Annotated in this window: 2 rRNA genes; both read left to right on the top strand. The window is 46.5% G+C overall.

Annotation, left to right across the window (positions count from 1 at the left end):
- Positions 1–107, top strand: a 23S ribosomal RNA gene (locus PPTH39_RS23440); the annotation flags it as partial.
- Between the two features lie 148 nt (positions 108–255).
- A 5S ribosomal RNA gene (rrf, locus tag PPTH39_RS23435) occupies positions 256–371 on the top strand.
- Positions 372–666: the final 295 nt, after the last annotated feature.

Below are 666 nucleotides of genomic sequence, written 5' to 3'. Positions count from 1 at the left end.
TGAGTTCCCTAAAGGGCCGTCGAAGACTACGACGTTGATAGGTTGGGTGTGTAAGCGCTGTGAGGCGTTGAGCTAACCAATACTAATTGCCCGTGAGGCTTGACCATATAACACCCAAGCAATTTGCTTAGAAGCGAATTGCGGTGTGTGAAGACGATACAAACCGAAAGTTTGCGGTTCACAAAACACCACATCTATTACATACCCATTCGCTGGAGCGTGAACCGAAAGGTAAACGACCTGGCTACCGAATTTCTTGACGACCATAGAGCATTGGAACCACCTGATCCCATCCCGAACTCAGTAGTGAAACGATGCATCGCCGATGGTAGTGTGGGGTTTCCCCATGTGAGAGTAGGTCATCGTCAAGATTAAATTCCAAAATCCCTGTCTGCTCGCGCAGACGGGGATTTTGTTTTTGTATAAGTACAAGCTTTGTAAAAAGCTCGTACGGTTAATCAGGTCATTTGCCTGGCTAACCACTCGATTATCTCAATCGAAAGAAGCTGGAAATAAAGCGTTGACAGCAGTGTGTAACACTGTAGAATTCGCCTCCCGCTAACGAGAGATCGAAAGCGCAAGTGGTTGATGTTACAGAGGAAACTTTGAAAACATCTTAAAATAACCGCTTGACAGCAACAGAGGCTGCTGTAGAATGCGCGCCTC

It is taken from the genome of Pseudomonas bubulae (assembly GCF_900618535.1).
In the GTDB taxonomy this organism is placed as follows: Bacteria; Pseudomonadota; Gammaproteobacteria; order Pseudomonadales; family Pseudomonadaceae; genus Aquipseudomonas; species Aquipseudomonas bubulae.
Note: the sequence above shows the minus strand (reverse complement) of the source record. Positions and strands in the feature narration are given on the sequence as shown.